Here is a 7,703-nt window from a genome sequence, read left to right as displayed (position 1 = left end):
CGTGGCGCAGACCGTGTCGCACGAAGCGGCCAGCTATGCGGACCAGACCAAGGAAACCGCTGCCGATGAAGTGAAGAGCGTCTCTTCCGCGTTGCGGCATGCGGCGGACGACCTGCGCAGCGGCTCCCCGCAGGAGCGCACGTTCAGCCAGATCGCGGACGGTCTTGCCGACGCGTCCGAAGCGATCCGCGGCAAGGACCTCGGAGAGCTGGTGAACGACCTCAACAGCTTTGCCAAGCGAAACCCCGCGATCTTCCTCGGCAGCGCGGCCCTGATCGGTTTCGCCGCGACCCGCTTCGCGAAGGCTTCGTCCTCCACCTCCCGCGGTGGCGGCTACGGAAGCGACCGCGACCACAGCGAGATGGACCGCCCCGTTCCCAGTTCCCGCGCGCCGGTATCGGCGGCACCGGGTGGCGGAACGACCCGTCCCACCTCTTCCGCGACGACGCCCGCCGCAGGCGGCACATCGGGTGCCACCACATCTGCCGCAGGTTCGACCGGGGGCGTTGCTTCGCCCGCCGTCAAGACCGGCAGCGGCACAAAGACAGCCGGCGCCACCACATCTTCGCCCAAGACAGGAGACAAATCATGACCACTGAACCGCAAAAGTCGACAGGAAGCCTTCTGAACGAGGCTCTCACCCATGTCAGTTCTCTGGTCCGCAAGGAGGTCGATCTGGCACGCGCGGAGATCAACGAAAACCTGCATTCCGCCGGTGTTGCCATCGGCCTCATCGTGGGTGCCGTCGTCATCGCGCTGACTGCCCTGAACGTATTGAGCGCGGCCCTCGTCGCAGCGCTGACAGAAGCCGGTATCCCCGCTGGTTGGTCCGCCCTGATCGTGGGCGCCGTTCTGGGTATCATTGCCTATGTGATGATCGCCAAGGGCACCAGTGACCTGAAACTCAGAAGCCTTGCACCCACACGCACGGCACAGAATGTGAAGCGCGATGCGCAAGCCGTTAAGGAGGTTTACGATGACAAGTGATAATCGCAGTTCGAGAGAGATCGAACGGGAAATCGAGCGGGAACGCGCCGAGTTGACCGATACGCTGGACGACATTCAGGACCGGTTCTCGGTCGAAGGTCTGGCCCGCCAGTTCACCGACCAGTTCCGCGAACATGGCGGCGACATCGGGCGCTCCCTGTCGGAATCGGTCAAGCGCAACCCGATGGCGCTGGCGCTGACCGGCGTTGGTCTTGCATGGATGGTGTTCGGTGATCGGACGACGGCGCGCGACCCCTACCGTGACCCCTATATCGACCGTAATCGGGACCCCTACGACGCTGACCGGCGCCTTGCGGCAGCGGAGCGTCGCTATGCCCCCAGTTCGTCGGTCGATGCGGCAGACCATACCTATCGTGGGCGTAGCCTCGGTGCGCAGCCGGGCAATCCCGCGCGGCCCTATTATAGCGGTCGTCGGAGCATGGCGAACGAACCGTCCTGGGCCCGTGATCCGGACCATGATGATTACGACAACGACAACGGGATGCTCGACAGCGCGAAATCCGCGGCCAGCAGCGCCGGTGACAGCGTGTCCAGCGCCGCATCCTCGGCGGCTGACAAGGCGCGGTCCGCCGGATCCTCGGCAGCCGATACCGCACGCGGCGTCGGTTCCTCCGCCGCCGACAAGGCGCGGGGCGTGGGCTCGTCCGTTTCCAGCGGGCTTCACAGCGCGCGGGATCGGGTCAGCGACACGGCCAGTTCCGCAGCTGAAGGGGCGCGCAACACCGCGCACAACGTCTCCGACCGGGTGCGGGGCACGGCACGCTCTGCCTCCGAATGGGCGGCGGAACGCCGCCGTCGTTTGGCAGAGGGTACCGAACACCTCAGCGAAGAGGCTCGCAACCGGGTCATCGCGGCGCGCGAACGTGCCGTCGAAGCCCGGGATCAAGCTGCCGTCTATGCACGCCGTGGCCGTGAACAGGCTGTTGATCTGTTCGAAGACCACCCCCTGATCGCCGGCGCATTGGCCGTTGCAGTCGGTGCGGCACTGGGTGCCGCCCTTCCGCGCAGCCGGACCGAAGACAAGTACCTGGGCGAGCATAGCGACCACCTGTTCGACGAAGCCGAACGCATCTACCGCGAAGAGCGGGAGAAGCTCGGCAAGGTGGCCGAAGCCGCGACCGATGAGGCGAAAAAAATCGCCAAAGAGGTCAAGGATGACGCGGATGAGAAGGCGCCTGCCGACACAGCCGCCAAGGCCGTCGCCGACAAGGCCAAGAAGTCAGGTCAGCGGATCGCCGATGCGGCGCAGTCCGAAGCTGAAAAGCAGGATCTCGGAAAGCCGAAGTCCAAAAGCTGATCCCCGCTGAAGTCAGTGAGCGAGCCCGCCCCTTGCCGAAGGGGCGGGCTCTTTTGCGTTTACAGGCAGGGATCAAGGGAAAAACTGCAATTTTCGGGTGAATATACAGACGGGCTATTGTATGCCCCCTTTCCAACGACCCCGAACCGATCGGTAGGAAATGGATAGCTGCCTCGTCAATCGCCTCAGCCATTATGTGGATCTGACCCAGCGTGAATGTGACTTCATCGAAAAGATCGAGATGGATCGTCAGTTCGTCAAGAAAGGCGACATCCTTCACGGGCCCGGCGACAACATCGGCATCATTCACATCCTGAACGAAGGCTGGGCCTGCGCCACTGGTCACACGATGACCGAAAAGTCTCATAAGTTCCGGGTCTACCTCCCCGGCGAGGTCATCGGCATAGCCGAGTTGGGACTTTCGCAGGCACATCACACCATCGCCATGCAGACGGATGGCGTACTTTGCCCCTTCCCCCGCAGCGGATTGGCGGAAATGCTGCAGGATTTCCCCCGGCTTTCGGCGCTCATGCTGGCGATCTCGGCGCTCGATCAGGTGGCCCTGCGGGAACATGCGGTAACATTGGCCGCCATGGATGCCGAAGGGCGTTTGAAGCATTTCCTGCTACAACTCAGGGCGCGGCTGCACGTGGCGAACGTGGGTCTCGGCAATCGCATCCGGGTCCCTTTCAGCCAGGCCGAGCTGGGCGAGCTTGTGGGTCTCACGCCGATCTACGTTAATCGGCTGCTGCGTCGCTGGGTCGAGACCGGCGAGCTTTCGATCGACCGGCCCTATTTCCGTCTGCAGAACCGGGAAAAGTGGGAAAAGGAACTGGGTTTCATCAGCCCCTTCGACAACATGGACACCAGCTGGTTCCCCCATACATGAGGGTCCCCCGCGCTAGAGCAGCGCGGTCAGGTCCGCCATCGCGCCCCGGTAGGCCTGCGCCACCGCATCGCGGGCAATGTGCCTGCCTTCGCTGACGCAATGCCGCCCCGCAGACCAAAGATCGGTTACCACATTGTCAGAGGCTGCAAAGGCCAGACCATCCAACAGTTGATCCGCTGACAATGCGCATAGCGCAGGGTGATCCCCGTCGATCGCCACAAGATCGGCGAGGCGGCCCTCTGCGATTGACCCGGCATTCCGCCCCAGCGCCCGCGCGCCGCCTTCCGCTGCCGTCCGGTAAAGACAATCCCCGACCGATCCCTGCCCGCGCACCATCACATTGCGCGACAGATCCCGCAGGCGCTGGGAATATTCCAACATGCGCAGTTCCTCGCAGAGCGATATGCGGACGTTGCTATCCGACCCGATCCCGAAAAGACCGCCCGCTTCCAGAAAAGCGGGTCCGTTGAAAGGACCGTCGCCAAGGTTCGCTTCGGTAATGGGGCAAAGTCCTGCGACCGCGCCGGACTTCGCCAATCCTTCCGTTTCTGCCTGCGTCATGTGGGTGGCGTGTATCAGGCACCAGCGATCATCTGCCCCCACCTCATGCAGCAGCCATTCCACCGGGCGGGCGCCCAGCCAGTCCGTGACGTCCCGCACCTCCTTCGGCTGTTCGGCTGCGTGGATATGCAAGGGCCCTTCAGGCAGGGCCGCGATTAGCTTCTGCAAATCTTCCGGCGCCGTCGCGCGGAGGGAATGGGGCGCGACGCCGATACGCGCATCAAAGGATGTCTGGGCAACAATGTCGCCGGCAGCCACATGCAGGTTCAGGAACCTGTCCACATCATTGCCGAACCTGCGCTGCCCTTCTGACAGAGCGACCCGCCCGGCCCCGCCATAGGTATAAAGCACCGGCAGCAGCGTCAGTCCGATGCCAGTGCGTTCAGCGGCAGCGCATATCCGCCCGGACAGTTCCGCGATTTCCGCGTAGGGCGCGCCATCCGGTCCGTGATGGAGGTAATGGAACTCCCCGACGCCGGCATATCCCGCCTCCTGCATCTCGACGAATACCTGTGCCGCGATGGCCTCTATATGGTCAGGCGTCAGATGACGGGTGAAGCGGTACATCAGGTCACGCCATGTCCAGAAACTGTCCTTCCCGGGCTGGCGCCGTTCGGTCATGCCCGCCATGGCGCGCTGAAAACTATGCGAATGAAGGTTCGACATCGCGGGCAACAGGGTGCCGACGCTGACGTCCTCCGGGCCTTTCTCCACCCCCACCGTGATTGCGGAAATGCACCCGTCGAAAAGAGAGACCCGTACGTCTTCTGCCCAGCCGGTCGCCAGCAAAGCTTGTTTCGCAAGAATCCGCATGTCGTGGCCTCCAATTTTATGTCTATACATATAGATTGATCAGGTATACAAGAAAAGCGAAATCTCACAGTGCCGGATCGTGACATGACAGACAGGACAGATGTGCTGACAGGCTTGCGGGCTGCCACCATGGCGGCAGGTGCGGCGCCCTACGGCCTGATCGATGATGCCGCCATTGTTCTGGCGGACGGGATGATCGACTGGATCGGTCCCCGCGCCGAACTGCCCGCCAGCTACATGGGGCAGAAGCACCATGATTTCGAAGGCCGTTTGGTCACCCCGGCGCTGATCGACTGCCACACCCATATCGTGCACGGGGGCAACCGCGCGGCCGAGTTCGAAGCACGTCTGAACGGCGCAACCTACGAAGAAATCGCCCGCAGCGGCGGCGGAATCGTCTCGACCGTCGCGGCGACCCGGGCGGCGTCCGAAGGCGCATTGCTGGCCTCCGCCCTGCCCCGGGTCGATGCCCTGATCGCGGAAGGCGTCGGCACGATAGAGATCAAATCGGGCTATGGGCTGGATGTTGAAACCGAATTGCGCATGCTGCGTGCTGCTCGGACAGTGGCAGAGACGCGCCCGATCCGGGTCCGCACCAGCTTTCTCGGCGCGCATGCCACCCCGCCCGAATGGCAGGACGACAAGGACGGCTACATCGATCAGGTCTGCATCCCCGCGCTCCGCGCCGCCCATGCCGAAGGGCTGGTGGATGCCGTGGACGGTTTCTGCGAAGGCATCGCATTCTCTCCCGAACAGATCGCCCGGGTTTTCGACGCGGCACAGGCTCTCGGCCTTCAGGTCAAGCTCCATGCCGAGCAACTGTCGAACCTTGGCGGCGCGGTGCTCGCCGCCTCCTACGGGGCACTCTCGGCGGATCATCTGGAGCATCTGGATGCGCCGGGCATCGCAGCACTCGCTCATAGTGGCACGACGGCCGTCATTCTGCCCGGCGCCTACTACACGTTACGGGAAACACAGGCGCCCCCCGTCGCAGGCCTGCGCGACGCGGGCGTACCGATGGCGCTCGCGACGGACGCGAACCCCGGCTCTTCGCCCCTGACCTCTCTGCTGCTGGCAATGAACATGGGCTGCACGCTGTTCCGCATGACGCCCGATGAAGCGATGCGCGGCGTTACGGTCCATGCCGCCCGGGCCCTCGGCCTCGATGACTGCGGGGTGCTTGCGCCCGGCAAGCGCGCGGAGCTCGCGGTCTGGGATATCGAGCACCCCGCCGAACTGGCCTACCGCATGGGCTTCAATCCACTTCACCGACGCATCATCGGACGACCTTCATGACAACACTGACGCTTACTCCCGGCAAGGTCACGCTCGCCGATCTCCACGAACTGTTTCATCAGAACGCGGCCCTGAAACTCGATCCCGCCTGTCATGCGGGCATCGAACAGGCGCAGGCACGGATCGCAAACGCCGCAGCGGGGCAGACCGCTGTCTACGGCGTGAATACCGGTTTCGGCAAACTCGCCAGCGTCAAGATCGCCCCCAAGGATACCGCGACGCTGCAGCGCAACCTGATCCTGTCGCACTGCTGCGGCGTGGGGGAGCCGATTCCGCGTTCCCACGCACGTCTGATGATGGCGCTCAAACTGCTCAGCCTCGGTCGGGGCGCATCCGGTGTGCGGATGGAGCTTATCACCCTGCTGGAGGGCATGCTGGCCAAAGGCGTCACGCCCGTCATCCCGGTGCAGGGTTCCGTCGGCGCATCGGGCGATCTTGCCCCCCTAGCCCATATGGCTGCCGTCATGATGGGCGAAGGCGAAGCCGAGTTCGACGGCGCCACCCTGTCGGGGGCCGAGGCGTTGCGCCGCGCGGGGCTCGCGCCCGTCGAGTTCGGGGCGAAGGAAGGGCTGGCCCTGATCAACGGCACCCAGTTTTCCACGGCCTTCGCCCTCGTCGGGCTTTTCGGGGCATGGCGGGCGCTGCAAAACGCGCTCATCACCTCTGCCCTTTCGACGGATGCGATCATGGGGTCCACGGCGCCCCTCCAGCCGGAAATCCATGACCTTCGCGGGCACCGCGGACAGATCGAGGCCGCAGCCACCATGCGCGACCTGCTGGACGGGTCCGAAATTCGTGAAAGCCACCGTGAAGGGGACCAACGCGTACAGGACCCATATTGCATTCGCTGCCAACCACAGGTGGCCGGGGCCGCGATGGACGTCCTGCGCCAAGCCGCCCGCACGTTGGAGATCGAAGCGAACGCCGCGACGGACAATCCGCTGGTACTGGCCGAAGCGGACCTGATCGTGTCGGGCGGGAATTTCCACGCAGAGCCGGTGGGATTTGCGGCAGACACCATCGCGCTGGCCTTGGCAGAGATCGGCGCCATTGCCCAGCGCCGGATCGCGCTGATTGTCGACCCTACGCTGAACCACGACCTGCCCCCCTTCCTGACGCCCGATCCCGGTCTGAATTCCGGCTACATGATCGCCGAAGTGACCACCGCGGCACTGATGAGCGAAAACAAGCATCTCGCCAATCCTTGCGTCACCGACAGCACACCCACCTCCGCCAATCAGGAGGACCACGTCAGCATGGCCGCCCATGGGGCCGTGCGGCTCGGTCGCATGGTTGCCAACCTGGAACGCATATTGGGGGTCGAATTGCTTTGTGCGGCGCAAGGCGTCGATTTCCGCGCCCCCCTGAAGACCAGCGCGCCGCTGAGCGCGGTGCTGGATGCCGTGCGCCAGCGCATCCCCGGCCTGTCCGAGGATCGTTACCTCGCCCCCGATCTGGAAGCTGCAGGGCAGCTCATCCGCTCCGGCACGATCATCGAAGCCTCGGCGACCACAATGCCTGAGGTTTCACCATGACCCCCGTGGAAGTCACCCGCGGCGACGGGCCGATCGTGCTGGGGATGCCCCATACCGGGACGGATCTGCCGCCCGAGGTTCACGCAGCCCTGAACCAGCGGGGTCGCGCGCTTGCCGATACCGACTGGCATATCGACCGGCTCTACCAAGGGCTTCTCGATGGGGCGACGACCGTGCGGGCGACGTTTCACCGCTATGTCATCGATGCAAACCGCGACCCTTCGGGCCAGACGCTCTATCCCGGGCAGAATACCACCGGGTTGATCCCGCTGACGGATTTCGATGACAACGCCATCTGGGAAAC

8 protein-coding genes are annotated in these 7,703 nt (G+C 64.1%); 7 read left to right on the top strand and 1 reads right to left on the bottom strand.

Annotation, left to right across the window (positions count from 1 at the left end):
• The 4 genes from A3728_RS23375 to A3728_RS01040 form a co-directional block, all read left to right on the top strand.
• A partial coding sequence (locus A3728_RS23375; protein ID WP_236630387.1) for a hypothetical protein occupies nucleotides 1-592 on the top strand: 592 nt, incomplete at its 5' end.
• Complete coding sequence (locus A3728_RS01050; protein ID WP_067919475.1) at nucleotides 589-987, top strand: phage holin family protein; 399 nt, start codon at nucleotides 589-591, stop codon at nucleotides 985-987. The genes A3728_RS23375 and A3728_RS01050, both read left to right, overlap by 4 nt.
• Nucleotides 977-2,305, top strand: a complete 1,329-nt coding sequence (locus A3728_RS01045; RefSeq protein WP_067919473.1) for a DUF3618 domain-containing protein — start codon at nucleotides 977-979, stop codon at nucleotides 2,303-2,305. Before A3728_RS01050 ends, A3728_RS01045 begins: the two co-directional genes overlap by 11 nt.
• A gap of 160 nt (nucleotides 2,306-2,465) precedes the next feature.
• Complete coding sequence (locus A3728_RS01040) at nucleotides 2,466-3,194, top strand: Crp/Fnr family transcriptional regulator (protein WP_067919471.1); 729 nt, start codon at nucleotides 2,466-2,468, stop codon at nucleotides 3,192-3,194.
• 12 nt (nucleotides 3,195-3,206) lie between these two features.
• Here A3728_RS01040 and A3728_RS01035 read toward each other — a convergent pair whose 3' ends face one another.
• Complete coding sequence (locus A3728_RS01035) at nucleotides 3,207-4,568, bottom strand: formimidoylglutamate deiminase (RefSeq protein ID WP_067919469.1); 1,362 nt, start codon at nucleotides 4,566-4,568, stop codon at nucleotides 3,207-3,209.
• Between the two features lie 84 nt (nucleotides 4,569-4,652).
• On the opposite strand from A3728_RS01035, the gene hutI reads away from it, so the two are divergent.
• From hutI to A3728_RS01020, 3 genes are all read left to right on the top strand, one after another.
• Entirely contained in the window at nucleotides 4,653-5,864 is a 1,212-nt protein-coding gene (gene hutI / locus A3728_RS01030; RefSeq protein WP_067919467.1) for an imidazolonepropionase, read from the top strand.
• Nucleotides 5,861-7,399 carry a histidine ammonia-lyase gene (hutH, locus tag A3728_RS01025; RefSeq protein ID WP_067919465.1) on the top strand — a complete coding sequence of 513 codons (1,539 nt, stop codon included), beginning with the start codon at nucleotides 5,861-5,863 and terminating at the stop codon, nucleotides 7,397-7,399. Before hutI ends, hutH begins: the two co-directional genes overlap by 4 nt.
• On the top strand, nucleotides 7,396-7,703 hold a 308-nt coding region (locus A3728_RS01020; RefSeq protein WP_201722283.1), incomplete at its 3' end, for an N-formylglutamate amidohydrolase. The genes hutH and A3728_RS01020, both read left to right, overlap by 4 nt.

This window comes from Sulfitobacter sp. HI0040, from assembly GCF_001634885.1.
GTDB lineage: Bacteria > Pseudomonadota > Alphaproteobacteria > Rhodobacterales > Rhodobacteraceae > Sulfitobacter.
The sequence above is the reverse complement of the archived record's forward strand: the minus strand, read 5'-3'. Positions and strand labels throughout refer to the sequence as shown.